The following is a 16,133-nucleotide window of genomic DNA, read 5'->3' as shown; positions in this document are numbered from 1 at the left end:
GGAAACCCCTCTGTCACTTCTTCCCTCAGCAAAAAAGTTACATACCGATCTGCCTTTTTTTGCCAAAGAATACTGGATTTTGGAAATAAGGAACTCATTTCCGCTGGTATAGTAAGCCCTCGTTGTTCCTGTGGAAGTGTTTGCGTATGCTGTACCCGTGAATAAAGATATGGATTTTCAATATACTGACGCAGCTTGTCCCTTTCAATCAAGTCAAACGATACAATGCAGGCTGTATCAATATCAGACTCTTGATATACCTGTGTTTTCAATTCCTCTAATGTCTTCAACGCCATCATATGATAGCGTAATTTCTCCATCCGACGTGCAAGCAGTTCTTGTTGATGTTCCAATTCTAAAAGTTTCTCTGAAAACAATTCTCCATGCTGCTCAGGCGTTGCGGCATCCATTCCACGAATTTCCTTTAACTCTAACCCAAGATTTTTATAAAAAATGACATCTGAAATGGTCATTAAATCTTCAATTGCATATTCTCGATATTGATTTTCAATTTTCTTTCTGGGATGTAAAATCCCCTTCTCCTCCCAATACCTAAATGTAGATGCTGGCATATCAAAAAAACGGGCTATTTCTCCAATTTGAAATTTTTTATCCATGGTTCTTCCCTTCCTGGTTTTAAAACTTACTACTATTTACCCACTATACTATTTTTCATATTGACCTTCAAGCTACTTTAAGGTTTATACTTCCATCAAGGGAGGAAATTTTATGGAAAATGCTTTAATTTTTGCTTCTGAAAAAGAAGTTCGCTTCACAAAACTATTAAAATTTATTGTTCCGACATATCTAACATCATTATTTAACACAGTCTATACCATTATTGATGGTATTTTTGTTTCTACATATGTCGGAACCAATGCACTGGCTTCTATTAACATTGTTTATCCTATTGTAAATGTATTGACCGGAATTGCACTTGTATTTGCCACCGGCGGCAGCGCTGTCACAGCTTTGCACATTGGCGGAAACAGAAAAAAGGAAGCAGACCGCTCCTTTTCTGTCAGCTCTTTTTCAGCTATTTTGCTTGGATGCCTCGTTTCCCTGATGATTCTTACGAATCTCTCAGCAATTCTGACCATACTCGGTGCAACCCCCGTGACAATTGCAGGGTGTAAAACATACACACGTTGGTGGCTTTTGGCAGCTCCCGTCGTAATCGGTAAGGAACTGTTTACATATTTTATCCGCGTGGACGGTGCCCCCACATATAGCTTTATAACTGCACTGTCCGGTGGTATTTTGAATATCGTTTTGGACTATATTCTGGTCGCACAAATGCAAATGGGAATCTATGGTGCTGCACTGGCAACAATTCTTGGGCTGGTATTGTCATTTTCTATGGGAATTTATTATTTTATCCATAAACAAAAGTATCTTTCATTTACCTTGCATAACTTATCCTTGCGGGAAGCCATGCATTGTATGATAAATGGTGCATCCGAATTTGTCAATCAACTTGCTATTGCAGTTACAACCATCGTATTTAACCGCACTGCACTCTCCTTTGCCGATGAAGACGGTGTCGCCGCAGTTTCCATCATCATGTATCTGCAGTTTTTGTTTATCGGTGTCTACTTTGGTTTTTCTATGGGCATAGCACCTCTTCTGAGTTATGCGTATGGCGACCGAAAAATAAGGATTTGCCGAAAACTGGAAAGCTATGCTCATCGCTTTTTCACAGTAGCTCCAATCGTCATTTATACACTGACCTACTTTCTTGCTCCAATTGCTGTATCCTGTTTCGCAGATACATCCAGCCCTGTATTTCCTATTGCAGTGTCCGGAATGAGAGTTTACGGACTTGGTTTTCTATTTTCAGGAATTAATATTTTTGCTGCAATTCGAATGATGGCATATGGAAAAGGATATTTCTCCGGTCTGATCACATTTTTGCGTTCATTCCTGCTATTACTTTTATTTCTGATTGTACTGCCTTTGAAATTTGGTTTGACTGGAGTATGGCTCGCCGTTCCTGCGGCAGAAGCTCTGACATTACTCGTTGCTGTATGGTTTCTGCGGCCGATTCATTGTTAGAATAAGACTCCTTTATAGAAGAACCACAACTTACACATGACATTCAAAATACAGCATAATAGCCGCCTGGCTTCAAGCAAAAATCAGGTAGCGCTATATAAAGAATACCGTCGGTATTGTAATGTTCGTAATTACCTTCTTCCACGGAGATATCCTGGCGGGTATTTTCTCCTCCGCCTCGGAAGTAATCACAGCTGCCGCAAATCACCTGAAAGCCTATGCAATTGACTGTCTGTTCACTGCTATCTTCTTCTACACCGGATTCTATAATGGAATTGGCAGAACAAGATTTGTTATGATATAGGGAATTCTTGGTGCATTCTGCGTCAGAGTGCCGGTATCTTATATTATGAGTATCCAGCCGAATACCTCTCTGTTCCATATCGGGCTGGCAACACCGATGTCCTCTATATTGCAGTTGATTCTCTGTGTCGGATTTATGCTCTGGCTGCAAAAAACAGGCTGTTAGATGACAAGCATTAATACTCTCTTTCGTTTTGGCTGAAAAATTTCTATTTATTAATTGCAAAATTCTTACAACCATATCAGGGTCAGAAATTTCCAAAATCTCATCGTATAAACACGAGTGGTTTAAAAATCTTCTGACCCTGATATTATTTTCATTGTAACTGTTTTCCTCACAGTCAGCAGACTGCTGAATAGTTATTTTCTCTCTACAATATGATAATAAGAACGCGCCGTCATAAGATAAATCAATCCATACACAACAGCAAAGAGCAGAACTGTTCCTGCCGTACATCCAATAAATAACTTCGTATTTGTCATTCCAAAAAGTAAAAGTAACCGGCGGATCATTGGAAATGCCATGGTAATATGAAGCATTGCCATTAACAGCGGGAGGAAAAATACCATCAGAATCTGTCTGCGGACAGAACTTCTGACCTCCCGGCGGCTTAAGCCAACCTTCTGCATGATCTCAAATCGTTTCTGATCTTCATATCCTTCTGAAATCTGTTTATAATAAATAATCATAGCTGTTCCCATAAGGAAAAGAGAACCGAGAAAGATTCCGATAAACAAGAGAGAACCATTATCCGCATAATAGGACTCATATTCCTGCTGGCGGATTCCGGAAGTTATCCATGAGTTTTCTGACAAGCCTCCGTTTTTCTTCAAGTCTTTAACAGCCTCCATTACCGGGGTTCCAAAATCAATCTTATCTGTCTCCGAACCGGTAATATCCAGACCAAGATGAAGTGTCAGGTCCTCTCCCGCAGGAGCAGAAGAAACTCCTTTATACATTTCTGTACGCATCTCATCAAATTTCTTAAAATCTTCATCTGTAACAACCAGCACTGCATTATCACTGACTGCATCTTCGCCACAGGTCAGGGGATTCTTATCCAGCCATTTTTTCACTGTAAATTCTGTCTCATCAACAGTAACTGAATCTTTCTGCACAGCTGAAGGATACCATGCAAAAATTTCACCATCATTGAGATTTGCAGAAATTCCTGTAAGTCTTTCATATTCTGCCTGATTCAAAAGAGAAAGTACCAGTACTGAATCAGAATTTTGAATAGTATTTGTTGGTTTTATCAGAATCTGATCACCGTTTTTGCTACATACGATATCCAGATAGATTTCCTCCACAGACTTTTCTACCGGAACTTTATTATCCGCAATAGTTTTTTCAAAAGCCTCTATTGCGGTCTGACATTCTTCTTCGCTTATGCTGGTAACAGACATATCAACATCATACGGATAGCGATTCAGCATAATATCATTCATTCCGAAATAAATGGAAACTGTCATGGAAATCATAAGCAGAACACCTGTACTTAGTATACAGATACTTGCCAGACCGATTGCGTTCTGCTTCATTCGATAAAGCATTCCCGATATGCTGATAAAATTTCCAGTCCTGTAATAAAAACTCTTTCTGCGTCGGAGAAATTTCAGAATCACAATACTTCCTGCGGTAAAAAGCAGATAAGTCCCTGCCATAACAAGAATAACAGCAAGAAGAAATATCGTAATTGCCTTGATTGGAGATTCAGTCGTAACCGCAAGGTAATAACCTGCGCCAAGGCAGATAAAACCAATCAATGCCATAAGCCATTTTGCTGCCGGTTCTTTTTCTCCGGTATTATTACCGCGAAGTAATTCTACCGGACGGCTTAAATGAATTTTCGCAAGGTTCAGAAACAGAATCATCAAAAATACGATGCCAAACATGAACAGACAGGTAAAAATACCCTTTACTGAAATATAAAATCCAAGCACTGAAGGGATATGAAGCAGCTTTAACAGCAAAAGAAGTGCCAGCTTACTTCCAATAATTCCAGCAGCAATGCCACCGGCAAGTGAACCTATTGAGGTAATGATCGTTTCAAGAAACATTACGATTCCAATGTGATTTCTTTCCAGTCCAAGAATATTATAAAGACCTATCTCTTTCTGCCTTCTCTTCATCAGAAAACTGTTACTGTAGATCAGAAAAATAATACAGAAGATCTCTACGACTATCTCTCCTGTAAACACGATCATACGCACTTCATCCGCCTGACGCACTGCCTGATCCAGTGTCGGGCAGTCACGCAGAAATTCCATCATATAAATCATAGCGATACAGAAAATACAGGTGATCATGTATGGAATATATGTGCTTTTGTTATTTCGGATATTCTGTTTGGCAAGTCTGGAAAAGATTCCCTTATGCATGCTGCTCACCACCTGTCGTAAGTATCGTAAGCGTATCAGCAATCATCTGATACATTTCCTGACGCGATTTACTGCCTTTGTATATCTGATGAAAAACTTCTCCGTCTTTGATGAAAAGGACTCTGGACGCATGGCTGGCTGCCTGTGCACTGTGTGTGACCATGAGGATTGTCTGTCCCTCTGCATTGATTTCACCAAATACGGAAAGAAGTGCTGATGCCGCCTTTGAATCAAGTGCGCCCGTCGGTTCATCCGCAAGAATCAGTTTGGGATTCGTGATCAACGCCCTTGCAACAGCAGCACGTTGTTTCTGACCACCGGAAACTTCATATGGAAATTTATCCAGAATTTCTGTGATCTTAAGAGCCTGCGCAATCGGACGGATTTTCTGTTCCATCTCACGATAATCTTCTCCTGTAAGAACAAGTGGAAGATAAATATTATCTCTCAGGCTGAAGGTATCCAGCAGATTAAAATCCTGAAAAACAAATCCAAGATTTTTCCTTCTGAATGCTGATATTTCTTTTTCTGTAAGGTGTACGATATTTTTTCCTTCCAGAAGAACCTCTCCGGATGTCGGACGATCCAGAGACGCAAGAATATTCAGCAAGGTTGTCTTACCGGAACCAGATTCCCCCATAATCGCGACAAACTCACCTTCCTCTACAGAAAATGTAACATTTGAAAGCGCCTGTACCTTGTTTCCCCCGAAACGTGTACTGTATATTTTTTTGATATTTGTAACTTCAAGCAAAGCCATAAATGGGGCTCCTTTCTTTTAATTGATACCGTAAGTATAAGAATTTTTTACGGCTTCTGCCATCGAAACAGGTTACATTATATGAAAAAACCTTACATTTCTGTAAGGTTTCGTGTTCCATTAATACATGTTCAAATCATTAACCGAAAATTCAAGAAATACTTTCGTTCCTTTTCCTTCCGTAGAAGTTATATAAAGGCGATGTCCCAGTTTATGCATAATCTTGTTGCTGAGATACAGTCCGATACCTGTTGCGCGGTTATCGTCCCGTCCGTTTACCCCGGTGTAGCCTTTTTCAAAGATTCGCGGAATATCTTCTGCACGAATACCAATTCCGGTATCTTCAATGACCAGGGTAAGGTTTTCTACTTTATTGCAGCCATCATTTCCTACTGAAATACTTACATCATCTGTATCCAGAGATAATTTTTTCTCCAGATAAATTCGGATTCCTCCGGTCCGGGTATATTTCAGAGCATTTGATAAAATTTGTCCGATCACAAATCCCAGCCATTTTTCATCCGTCAGAACATCCTGCGAAATACTTTCATAAGTAAGTGTGAGTTTCTTTGAGACAAAAATTCCTGCATATTTATGAATCTGATCACGTATGATCCGGTCAAGAGAACAGTGGGAAAGCTTAAGATCCGAAGACATATCTTCTGTCCTTAGATAGCCAAGAACCATCTCCACATACTGCTCAATTTTAAAAAGTTCCGAAAGTTTCTCTTTATTTTCCTCAGGACTCTCCTGAAGCAAAAGACGCAGTGCAAAAATCGGCGTTTTGATCTGATGTGCCCACATCGTATAATAATCTGTCATGTCTTCAGACGACTTCTGGCTGGCAGTCTCCACATCGATACGCATCTGATCCAGCTGCTGCATGATTTCCTGTTGAAGTCTTTCAGCCTGACCAACAGGAGAATCCAGCTGCGAAAGATTAATATCCGGTGCAGCTGCGATCAGTTCCAACTGTTGTACCTTTTTCCTGTATCTGTAAAATCCGTTCAGACACGCACAAATTCCGGTTAATAACCAGAAAACAGTAACATACACCATCGGTTCTATCGGCAGCTGATAAAGAAAGAAAATTATTTCTGCAAGCATTACAGGAAACAGATGCAGAATGATATAGAATTTAATTTTGTTTATATAATCCAGAAAAAGTTTCATAAAAAATCCTTTTATTTATACTGTCGCCTTATACCATATATCCAAGGCCTTTTTTGGTAATGATAAATTCTTTCAGTCCTTCTTTTTCCAGTTTCCTGCGCAGGCGGGTAATATTCACAGTCAGCGTATTGTCATCAATAAAACTGTCGCTCTCCCATAGCTTCGTCATAATCGCATCTCTGGAAACAACCTTTCCGGCATGCTCCATCAATATTTCCAGAATGCGAAGCTCATTTTTCGTAAGATCAATATCGTTTCCATTCCACGTCAGGGTACAGCGGGAAGGACTCAGAACAACCCCATTATATTCCAGAACATTTCCCGGAGTTCCAAAGGAATATGCGCGGCGCAGAATCGCCTGAATTTTTGCAGTCAGTACATCCATATCAAACGGTTTTGCAATAAAATCATCTGCACCGCGGCTCATTGCCATAACCATATTCATGTTATCTGCCGCCGAAGAAATAAAGATAACCGGAACCTGAGAAATTCTGCGTATTTCTTCACACCAGTGAAAGCCATTATAGAAAGGCAGCTTCAGATCCAGCAGGACAAGCTGGGGATTTCTGCGTACAAATTCCTGTATAATATTGGAAAAATCCTCCGCACAGGATACATCATATCCCCAGGACGAAAGATTCTTTTTCAGTACTTCTGAGATGATCTCATCATCCTCTACGATAAAAATACGATACATAATTATCCTTTCCTCTGTTCCACCTACTGCTTATTGCTCTCCGCAATTGAAGCAGAGGACTTACTTGATTCGGTTAAAATCGGGTTTTTTCATCAAATCGCCTCCCTTTTTTCTGTTGCCACTCTGCCCCAAAAGGTATACTAATCAGTCCTAAAATACCAATAGTTAAAAATACAATACTATAATTTCTATCTTTTTTGAAAGGGGTTTTATTGTTATCATTTTTTTCAACAACGTCTCCTGACTTTAACATTTCATCAACTGGAATATCAAATTTCTCACTTATTAGAATAAGTGTATTAATATTGGGAACAGAGACTCCCATTTCCCATCTAGACACCGCCTGTCTTGTTACTCCTACCATTTCAGCAAATTGTTCCTGAGAAAGCTTGTTATCTTGCCTTATCTTAAGAACTGCCTTTGCAATGTTTTGATTACTATCTTTTACTTTATTCATAAGCTCCCTCCTCCTTTTGTTTGATTGTATTATACAGTTGATATGCCATTTGGGCAAGCAATACAACTTTACATTTTCGCAATTAAGTATTGCTTTTTGTTTTTTCATTTATATAACTTCTTATTTCCATTTGGTAGTGTCAAAATACTACCCATGAAAGATAGGAGTACGCTCTATGAAAAAACATGTAAAACGAATCTCCCTTATTATTCTTTGTATCATCCTTCTCCTTGTCGGAAGCTTCTGTATCTATTATTTTTCCCGTTTCCGCACAATCTCTTCCATTCAGGAAGTCACTCCTTATGGAGATGGATACAACCTTTATCAGATGGACATCAAATACGATTATGATCTGGATCAGATCATTGACTACGGAATCACAGACAACCAAAGTATGATCGATGCAATTATCAAAGAAGCTCTTCCCCTGCTTCCTGTCAAGATCAAAGCTCCTGATTTCGGATGTACCGCGTTTACAATGACAGATAACCAGAATCAGGTTCATATGGGCCGAAATTATGATTTTAAGCTGGACACTTCTGCCATGCTTGTGTACTGTGCTCCCCAAAATGGTTACAAATCTGTAGCCTTCGCAGCACTTGATAATATTTCTGCCAATACACCTGATGAAAGCATGAAGAAAAAACTTGCCACCTTGACCTCTCCTTTTATTTGCCTTGATGGTATGAACGAAAAAGGTGTTTCTATTGCAGTACTTACTCTGGACAGTGAACCAGTTTTCCAGAATACCGGCAAGCCAACAATCGCAACAACACTGGCTATTCGCCTCGTGTTGGACCGTGCCGCCTCCACACAGGAAGCAGTAAATCTGTTAAAAGAATATGATATGTTCGCCTCCTCCGGAAGAGATTATCATTTCTACATTACAGACGCCTCAGGTGATGGACGTGTCATTGAATACGATTGCGACAGTGAAACCCGAGAACTCGTTGACACCAGATCTGAAGCTGTCACTAATTTCTTTGTCCTGTATAAAGACAAAGTTGCTCCGAATCAGAAGAATGGAATCTACGGACATGGAAGAGAACGTTACGATGCTGTTCTTAAGACTTTTGAAACAGAAACAGAACATACCAATTCTACCGTATGGAATGCTTTAAAGGCATCTTCCCAGGATCCAAGTCCTACTGATATCACAAGTAATACACAATGGTCAATCAATTATAATAATACAGATCTGACTGCCGAGATTGCTCTCCGCCGGAACTGGGATGATAAAACGATCTATAATCTAAGTCAAAATAAAATTGAACCTCCTAATTAAAATTCAGAAATAAAACAAAGACAGGTGATTGATTGTAAAACTTGCATTGTTCTGCAAGTAAATCGTAATTTCACATAAAAAGCAAAACCGGCAACATGGATTTTTTCCCTGTTGCCGATTTTGCTGCTTTTTAGCCATCCAAAGACTTTACCAAAGCATTAAATCATCCCAAAATACTCAAATGTCAAAATCAACATTTTCCCAATATGCTTCACCTCGCAAACGTTTATATCTTATTTCTAATTCAAATGCGCTATACGTTCTGCCATAACTTCTTCCATTGTAATCTGTTTCACAACTTTAATCTTGCCATCATCTTCCCGTTTCACTATCAGATATATCTTATTATCTTTTGCCTCCTTGCTTCCATTCTGGTAATAACTTCCATCCTCGTCCATTAGTAAATGAACTTCTTTTCCATGCCACATCCAGCTACCTGTCCCAGAATCGAGGTCTATGCCATTCTGCTTATATTCCTGAATCTTTATTTCTGAATTAAGATTATCTCCTACTACACAGGTACCCTCTGCTATTTCCACTGCATTTTCAACTGTATCCTTCTGTTCCGCATAATTTGACACCACATCATCTGTCACTACTGCTGTTTCCGTTGCTGACCCATCATTGGCTTCCGTTACTGTTTCCTCATCGTAAGCAAACATATGAATAATACTTCCCGTTTCTGTGTCCACAGCTTCCTGTACATAAGATGATTCTCTCCCAGCCGCTGCTTCCAACGCTTCCATCTCCTTTGTCCGCTGGTCATATTCTTCCTGTGTAGCAATCCGAACGCCCGTTAATCTGTAATCATCTTCCCTTACCGTATAGACATCAATTTCACCTTCCGGCATCTGGATTGACTTATAGGTATCCCCAATCTGTCGGTCAATCAGCCATCTTACGGTTTTCCCCTGATAATACAGTGTATCACTGTCTGCATCATAAGTAACACCGTAGCATTCAAGATGAGCAAGTTCATTACGCATTTCTTCCTTATGCCAGTCGGATAATTTTTCCTTTTCTTCCTCTGTCAGATTGGAAGATGAAGAATCTTCGGAGATAAATACCTTTCCTCCCATATCATATCCGTAAGTCATTGCCTGCACACTGTAGCCGCATACTGCCACAGATAAGGTAGTTCCCATTAATAAAGCTGCAATTTTTCTTTTCATTGTACATCCAACTCCTTTACATTTTTTATTATGTCCATACCATACCATTGAATTTTGTAATGTAATTGGAGTTTATTTGTGATTCGTGTGTGATTTATAGAGAAAAGGAAAAACGAACCCCATCACATGTATTACCCATACGATAGCTTGCTCCATGCTGGTCCAAGATCATTTTTACAATATAAAGACCCAATCCGCTTCCACCGGTCTGGCGGTTACGGGACTGTTCCACACGATAAAATGCTTCAAACAAATGGACTAATGCTTCTTCCGGAATAAACACCCCGGTATTTTCAATCTGGCAATATACCGTCCCGGTATCTGTTCCCGGTTTCAGCAAAACTCTGATATGATTTCCTTTTTCTTCCGGCGTATAACGGATGGCATTAAGCAGAAGGTTAGAAAAAACTTTGTCCATCATCACCGGATTCACATCTGCATACAAATGTTCTGGGATCTCCACTTGCAGTTCCAGTTTTTTATTTTCTATCAGTTCAGCCATATCAGCAATCTGCAGGCGGAGCTGTTCTGCTATATCGGTCTTTTGTGTAATAAATTTGTTATTCTCGATTCGTGAAACAGTCAGAAGTTCCTTTACCATGTCTTCCATTTTTTCTGTGGTTTCCAGTGACCGCTGCAAATAATAATTTCTGTCCCTGTATTCCCCTACTCCCTGCAGCATTCCGGACAAGTGCCCTTTCAATATTGTGATCGGTGTTTTCAGTTCATGGGACACTTCTGAAAAAAATGCAATTCTCTTTTTCTCTATCTTGCGTTCCATTTCGATATCCGACTTAAGCTTTTCATTTGCACTCTTCAGTTCTTCCAATGCTCGTGAGAGGTTTTTGGAAAGCTCATTCAAGCTTTCGCCTAATACTCCTACTTCATCTGTTCTTTTCCCCTGATAGGAACTGTCAAAATCAAGCGCAGCCATGTTTTGAGCCAGTTGACTTAACCTGACGATCGGAAACGTCAAATAAAGGGATGCCCCCAGTGCAAACAATATGGAAACAACAATAGCGATTCCAAGGATATACGGCAGTATCTGATATAATATTTCAAGAGCCTGATTGACTGGCTGCATTCCCCCAGAAACAATCATTGTATATGTTTCCCCACCCACTGTAACGCTGTACCGTTTCACTGCTGAATTATCTCCGGCTTCTGCAATTCCATCAGCCTGTTGAACGACGTCCTCTGTTACGACGTCCGCCTGGCCGATTACTCCCTCTTCATAGGCCGCATTTTCTTCCTGTGCGATAGTGGTTTGCTCTGCGCTATTTTCGCGTGTCAATATCATATCACCCATATAAACCTGCTCTGCCACACCATTATCCAATACATCTTCTGTCGCGGCTGTACTCTCAGCCGGCCATATCCTATTTCCCTGTTCATCCAAAATCACGACTGAAACTTTCGAACCTGCTTCAAACAATTCAATGGCATAAGAAGCTTCATTAATCGTTTCATAAGAATGAATGGTTTCAATCATTTCCTGTGAAACCGAATCAATGTCCTTCTGCAGCTGTTTACTATAATAGGTTGGAAGGAATCCGACAATTACCGCATATGTAATTCCACTGGATGCTGCCAGTAAGACAGCAATCAGTATGCAAATATTTATGGTCAAACTGTTTTTAATTCTCTTTATCAATCCGGTATCCCACCCCTCTTATTGTACTAATCAGATTTACTCCCAGCTTTTTGCGGATATTCTTAATATGTGTATCCACAATTCGCTCTTCCCCATAATAATCTTCTCCCCATACCATATTTAGAAGTTTCTGGCGTGTCAAAACGATTCCTTTGTTAACCAGCAGAACATATAGCATTTCAAATTCTTTCTGTGTTAATTCAATCTCTATCTGTTCTCCCTTTTCTGCTTTACAAACATAAACATGATGCCCCTTCACATCCACGCTTAACGTTTTATAAGAAATCACCTGCAATTCATCTTCTCTTTGTGTCCTTCTCAAGATTGCTGCAATTTTTCTCAATAAAATGGGTATGGAAAACGGCTTGGTGACATAATCATCTGCATTCATATCAAAGCCTTTGATCTGATACGCTTCTTCATCTAATGCCGTAAGCATGATAATTGGTACATTCGATTCTCTACGGATTAATTCACATACTCCAAAACCGTCTATCTTCGGCATCATAACATCCAACAGCACAAGATCAAACTCACCATTGTGAAATTTTGCAATCCCATCCACACCATCATACGCCAGTGTAACTGCATATCCTTGATCTATCAAATAGTTTTCTAATATTTTCTGAATGTCATCCTCATCTTCAACAACCAATATTCGATACATAAAATCACTCCCCACAATTTCTGTTTAATATTTCCTGCAATTATACATTAAATATGTGGAGTTACGATGGAGTTAGCAAAAAATATAGAATTATTTTCACACATAAAATCTATGTCATTATAATAAAACCATTTTCTTTTCATGGCAATGCGTTTTAATCATTCCGATGTTACAACATAATTGGCTAAGTAATCGGAACACTAAAATATCCGCTTACAGAAGGAATTGTGCTGATGTATCCTTTTGCCGATTCACCTTTCATAGTCAAAACATAATTATGAATCATCGCATTTTCTCCTTTTCCTATTATTTCTTTTCATCCAGCAAAACAACTCCCTGCTTGGGATTTTTATCAATTGCACCAATTATCTTATGGGGAACATATGGTTCTTCCAGATATGTAATATCCTCGGCAGTTAATTTTATATTAAATGCTCCGGCTGCATCATCTAAATAACTTGTTTTTGTAGCACCTATAATCGGCGATACAATCCCCTTTGCCCACTGCCATGCAATAGCAATCTGCGACATTTTGCAGTCATACTTTTCAGCAAGTTCCGCTACGCGTTTTACGATCTTCATATCTTCTGTTTCTGTCTTATCATATTTTCCCATAGAAACCCTATCCGTAGTTCCGCGGAGAGAATCTGACTTCCACTGCGGTCTTGCCAGGTGTCCGGCTGCAAGAGGACTATAGGGCATTAGCGAAACATTCATCTGCTTACAGATTGGAATCAATTCCCTCTCATCCTCTCTATAAAGCAAATTATAATGATTCTCCATTGCCGAAAACGGTGTCCATCCATTTTCCTTTGCAACTATCTGCATATTGTGAAACTGGTACCCATACATCGCAGATGCACCTAGTGCCCGAACCTTTCCCTCTTTTACAAGTTCATGCAATGCTTCCATAGTTTCTTCTAACGGTGTATCATAGTCAAATCTATGGATGATATATAAATCAAGATAATCAGTTCCAAGACGTGACAACGTCCCATCTATTTCCCTCATGATCGCTTTTCTTGATAAGCGCCCTTCATTAAAATAAACCTTGGATGCAATCACTACTTTATCTCTTGCTATATTTTTCTTCAGTGCTTTTCCCAGATACTGCTCACTTGTTCCAGCAGAATACCCATTTGACGTGTCAAAAAAGTTATATCCCAGGTCAAGAGCATGCTTAATGACCTTCTCACTCTCTGCTTCATCCAGTGTCCAGTCATGCATGGTTCCGGCTTTTCCAAAACTCATACAGCCCACACATAATTTTGACACTTCTATATCTGTATTCCCAATTTTACTGTATTCCATAGTCCACTCCTTATTTTAAGTTACCATACTCTTTTTCTGATACTGCCTCGCACCACTCATTGGAACAGTCTACCCCGGATACCTCAATTGCCAGATGGGAAAACCACTCATCTGGAGCCGCTCCATGCCAGTGTTTTACTTCTGCCGGAATGTTTATACAGTCACCTGGTTTCATTTCTACCGCTTCTTTGCCTTCCTCCTGATAAAATCCACGTCCGGCAACACATACTAAAATCTGTCCGCCGCCGTTTTTTGCATGATGAATATGCCAGTTATTTCTGCATCCGGGCTCAAAGGTTACATTGAAAATTCCAATCTGATCTGTGGATATCGGAGCCAGATAACTTTGCCCTACAAAATATTCTGCAAATGCATCATTTGGCTGTCCAATTGGAAAAAACATTGATTTCGCATGTGCTCTCATAGCCGCATCTTCATATGGCAAGTCTCCTTCTTCTGGCTGCCATACCTCCTTTGCCAGAGGAAAAACTGCCCAGCCTTTTGGCCAGCCGACATAAAAAGCAACGTGAGTGATAATTGCTGCAATTTCCTTTTGTGTCACACCATGTGCCTTTGCGTTCTGTAAATGATAGATTAAAGAGGAATCTGTTATCCCGGAAGACATTAATGCAACCACCGTTATAATACTTCTGGTTTTAAGGTCAATATCCTGATTATTCCAGTTCTCACCGAAAAGAATATCATCATTAAAATGCGCAAATTCCGGTGAAAAATCAGTGAGTGCGTTTCTCCCGGCTGTCTGTATAATCTTCTTCATCCCATTCACCTTCCTTACAAAATACTTCTTACCCACTCTGCAATTTCACGCTTTTCAGCTTTATGAAATACTTTACCTTCTATTATCACTGCATCAGGTGCTGACAGTTTAAGCTCACTTACGGTATTTCCAAATCCGCTTCCACCAGAGGTTGCAAACAACACAATCTTTTTGCCTGAAAAATTATAGCTTTCCAAAAACGTATTCATAATTGTAGGTGCTACATACCACCAAATCGGAAAGCCTAAGATAATCTCATCATACTGCTCAACCGATACATCTATATCGGATATTTCTGGTCTGAACTTTTTGTCACTCATCTCCACACTGCTTCTGGACTTTTTATCCATCCAGTTTAAATCTGCCTTTGAATATGGCTGTTTAGGCATGATCTCATACATATCTGCGTCCACCGCTGACGCAATCATCTCTGCAACTCTTTTTGTTGTTCCACTGGCACTAAAAAATGCAACTAATCTTTTTCCCATAGGTAATCCTCCTTATTTGCAAACAAAAATGTGTAAAGTATTTTTCATTCATACCTTACACATTTATTATAATCTTCGTTATTATATCATGTCTAATACCTATATCAAATCATTTATTATGCCTTAAAGGCATTGATTTCATCTATAAACTTATTCATTGCCAATGAATAAGGGATATTTCTTCTCCATGCAATTACTGTACTTGCAGCTATTTCAGGATACAGCCTTCTATGTACAAGCAAATCCTCTCTCCAATATTTTGTAGCACCTGCTATTGAAACCGGATATCCTAGTCCATGAGCTGCCATAACACCGGCATTCGTTCCAAGATTGCTGATAAACGAAATATGAAGCTTATTAAAATCCTTTCCAAACCAATTGGCAAGTTCACTCTGCACATTTCGTCTTGTGGGAAGTATAAGTGGTTTATCTATGAGATCATCTTTTGTAACATACTCTTTACATGCTAATGGATCATCTGGCTTCATCCCAACAACCCAATGATCACTGTCCAGAATCCTGATATAGTCCAGTCCTTCTGTATTGACCGGTTCCATAAACAATCCAATATCCACTAACCCCTGATTCATCATATCATATACCGAATCTGCTGTTGCCGTATGTAAAGCAATCTGCACCATTGGATATTTTTGCTTGTATATCTTGCAAATTTCAGCCAATCTTTCTACTGCCGCAAATTCACCGCATCCAATTGTGATCGTACCGTGAATTATATCCTCACATGACTGAAGTCACGTGCTTCCAGACGCTTTAGGCGTCAGACTAAATATCGGCGGATACGCCTGTAACTTAGGTTTGCGCAGATATGCGCTTTTTCCCATGCCAGATATGGCAGGTCCCCACATTACAGGTAGTCCGCTGTATATCTGCCTGCATCTATGCAGCCATTAAGAGTCCCATCTCAGAACTGAGTTCCCTTAGATCTGCATA

At 39.7% G+C, this 16,133-nt stretch carries 15 protein-coding genes and 1 pseudogene; 2 read left to right on the top strand and 14 right to left on the bottom strand.

Annotation, left to right across the window (positions count from 1 at the left end):
- Positions 1–617, bottom strand: a 617-nt coding sequence (locus H8Z82_RS15460) for a MerR family transcriptional regulator (protein ID WP_186995606.1), incomplete at its 3' end; no start/stop codon positions are given.
- A 112-nt stretch (positions 618–729) separates the two neighbouring features.
- Between H8Z82_RS15460 and H8Z82_RS15455 the strand changes: the two genes are divergently transcribed.
- Complete coding sequence (locus H8Z82_RS15455) at positions 730–2,055, top strand: MATE family efflux transporter (protein WP_186995605.1); 1,326 nt, start codon at positions 730–732, stop codon at positions 2,053–2,055.
- Positions 2,056–2,098: 43 nt separating this feature from the next.
- Here H8Z82_RS15455 and H8Z82_RS18105 read toward each other — a convergent pair whose 3' ends face one another.
- The 6 genes from H8Z82_RS18105 to H8Z82_RS15425 all read right to left on the bottom strand — a co-directional run bounded on the left by H8Z82_RS18105 (position 2,099) and on the right by H8Z82_RS15425 (position 7,827).
- Positions 2,099–2,599 (bottom strand): hypothetical protein, encoded by a 501-nt coding sequence (locus H8Z82_RS18105; RefSeq protein ID WP_330608002.1) that lies wholly within the window; start codon positions 2,597–2,599, stop codon positions 2,099–2,101.
- 119 nt (positions 2,600–2,718) lie between these two features.
- Positions 2,719–4,740 carry an FtsX-like permease family protein gene (locus H8Z82_RS15445; RefSeq protein ID WP_186995604.1) on the bottom strand — a complete coding sequence of 674 codons (2,022 nt, stop codon included), beginning with the start codon at positions 4,738–4,740 and terminating at the stop codon, positions 2,719–2,721.
- Positions 4,733–5,500 carry an ABC transporter ATP-binding protein gene (locus tag H8Z82_RS15440; protein ID WP_117676781.1) on the bottom strand — a complete coding sequence of 256 codons (768 nt, stop codon included), beginning with the start codon at positions 5,498–5,500 and terminating at the stop codon, positions 4,733–4,735. Before H8Z82_RS15440 ends, H8Z82_RS15445 begins: the two co-directional genes overlap by 8 nt.
- Positions 5,501–5,620: 120 nt before the next feature.
- A complete protein-coding gene (locus H8Z82_RS15435; protein WP_186995603.1) occupies positions 5,621–6,673 on the bottom strand; it encodes a sensor histidine kinase in 1,053 nt (350 codons plus the stop codon).
- Positions 6,674–6,701: 28 nt separating this feature from the next.
- Positions 6,702–7,370 (bottom strand): response regulator transcription factor, encoded by a 669-nt coding sequence (locus H8Z82_RS15430; RefSeq protein WP_186995602.1) that lies wholly within the window; start codon positions 7,368–7,370, stop codon positions 6,702–6,704.
- Between the two features lie 73 nt (positions 7,371–7,443).
- Complete coding sequence (locus tag H8Z82_RS15425; protein WP_243176498.1) at positions 7,444–7,827, bottom strand: helix-turn-helix domain-containing protein; 384 nt, start codon at positions 7,825–7,827, stop codon at positions 7,444–7,446.
- A 175-nt stretch (positions 7,828–8,002) separates the two neighbouring features.
- On the opposite strand from H8Z82_RS15425, the gene H8Z82_RS15420 reads away from it, so the two are divergent.
- Positions 8,003–9,112: a linear amide C-N hydrolase gene (locus tag H8Z82_RS15420; RefSeq protein WP_186995600.1), complete on the top strand. Its 1,110-nt coding sequence runs from the start codon at positions 8,003–8,005 to the stop codon at positions 9,110–9,112.
- A gap of 239 nt (positions 9,113–9,351) precedes the next feature.
- Here the strand turns inward: H8Z82_RS15420 and H8Z82_RS15415 are convergent, their stop codons facing one another.
- The 7 genes and pseudogenes from H8Z82_RS15415 to H8Z82_RS15385 all read right to left on the bottom strand — a co-directional run.
- Positions 9,352–10,284 carry a hypothetical protein gene (locus tag H8Z82_RS15415; RefSeq protein ID WP_186995599.1) on the bottom strand — a complete coding sequence of 311 codons (933 nt, stop codon included), beginning with the start codon at positions 10,282–10,284 and terminating at the stop codon, positions 9,352–9,354.
- A 94-nt stretch (positions 10,285–10,378) separates the two neighbouring features.
- Positions 10,379–11,938 (bottom strand): sensor histidine kinase, encoded by a 1,560-nt coding sequence (locus H8Z82_RS15410; protein ID WP_186995598.1) that lies wholly within the window; start codon positions 11,936–11,938, stop codon positions 10,379–10,381.
- Positions 11,922–12,605: a response regulator transcription factor gene (locus H8Z82_RS15405; RefSeq protein WP_186995597.1), complete on the bottom strand. Its 684-nt coding sequence runs from the start codon at positions 12,603–12,605 to the stop codon at positions 11,922–11,924. The genes H8Z82_RS15410 and H8Z82_RS15405 overlap by 17 nt, the downstream gene beginning before the upstream one ends.
- A gap of 306 nt (positions 12,606–12,911) precedes the next feature.
- The gene (locus H8Z82_RS15400; RefSeq protein ID WP_019161022.1) at positions 12,912–13,916 is read right to left on the bottom strand and encodes an aldo/keto reductase; all 1,005 of its coding nucleotides are present in this window, start codon (positions 13,914–13,916) and stop codon (positions 12,912–12,914) included.
- Between the two features lie 10 nt (positions 13,917–13,926).
- Positions 13,927–14,694, bottom strand: a complete 768-nt coding sequence (locus tag H8Z82_RS15395; RefSeq protein ID WP_186995596.1) for a carboxymuconolactone decarboxylase family protein — start codon at positions 14,692–14,694, stop codon at positions 13,927–13,929.
- A 14-nt stretch (positions 14,695–14,708) separates the two neighbouring features.
- Positions 14,709–15,182: a flavodoxin gene (locus tag H8Z82_RS15390; protein WP_019161020.1), complete on the bottom strand. Its 474-nt coding sequence runs from the start codon at positions 15,180–15,182 to the stop codon at positions 14,709–14,711.
- Between the two features lie 116 nt (positions 15,183–15,298).
- Positions 15,299–15,922: pseudogene (locus H8Z82_RS15385) on the bottom strand (LysR family transcriptional regulator substrate-binding protein); the annotation flags it as partial.
- Between the last annotated feature and the right edge of the window lie 211 nt (positions 15,923–16,133).

This window comes from Blautia difficilis (assembly GCF_014297245.1).
GTDB classification, from domain to species: domain Bacteria; phylum Bacillota; class Clostridia; order Lachnospirales; family Lachnospiraceae; genus Blautia_A; species Blautia_A difficilis.
Note: the sequence above shows the minus strand (reverse complement) of the source record. Positions and strands in the feature narration are given on the sequence as shown.